1 protein-coding gene is annotated in these 679 nt (G+C 65.2%); it reads left to right on the plus strand.

The genetic code is table 11. From position 1 onward, the window contains the following. Positions 1-131 precede the first annotated feature (131 nt). Positions 132-679 (plus strand): recombinase family protein (locus WDW90_RS37770; RefSeq protein ID WP_336492829.1); only part of this gene is annotated, 548 nt, incomplete at its 3' end.

A 679-nucleotide genomic window follows, 5' to 3' on the forward strand; every position in this document is an offset into this window, starting at 1 on the left:
CAGGAAAACGACCGTTTTCCTGTCACCCGCGAGGAGCGCCTCGCGAGCCCTCCCAAACGGCCCCGTTTTTGTCAGGAAACCGTGACTGGAAAACTACTGACAGGAAAACGTGGCTGAGCCACTATCCTGACATGCTCGTCGGATACGCCCGTGTCTCCACCCAGGACCAGAACCTCGACCTCCAGCGCGACGCGCTGACCAAGGCCGGCTGTCAAAAAATCTTTGAGGAGAAGCGGTCCGGCAAGGCCGGCACCAAGCGTCCGCAGTTCGAGGCGGCGCTGGCCTACCTACGCCCCGACGACGTGCTGGTCGTGTGGAAGCTCGACCGCCTCGGCCGCTCTCTTATCGAGATGATGCGCACCATCGATGCCTTGCGCCGGGAGAAGGTCCACTTCCGCAGCCTCACCGAGCAGTTCGACAGCGACACTGCCCACGGCCGCTTCGCCCTGCAGATGCACGGGGCCATGGCCGAGTACTTCCTCGATCTCAACCGCGAGCGCACCCTGGATGGCCTGAAGGCGGCCCTGGCCCGCGGCCGCAAGGGCGGCCGGCCCAGGAAGCTGTCCGAAGCTGATATCGAGGCTGGGCGCGCGCTGCTGGCGGCCGGCACCATCTCGGTGGCAGAGATCGCCCGGCGCCTCGGGATCTCGCGCTACACCTTCTACAGCTACTTTCCGCG

Origin of the sequence: Methylobacterium nigriterrae, assembly GCF_037106235.1 — a bacterium.
Lineage (GTDB): Bacteria > Pseudomonadota > Alphaproteobacteria > Rhizobiales > Beijerinckiaceae > Methylobacterium > Methylobacterium nigriterrae.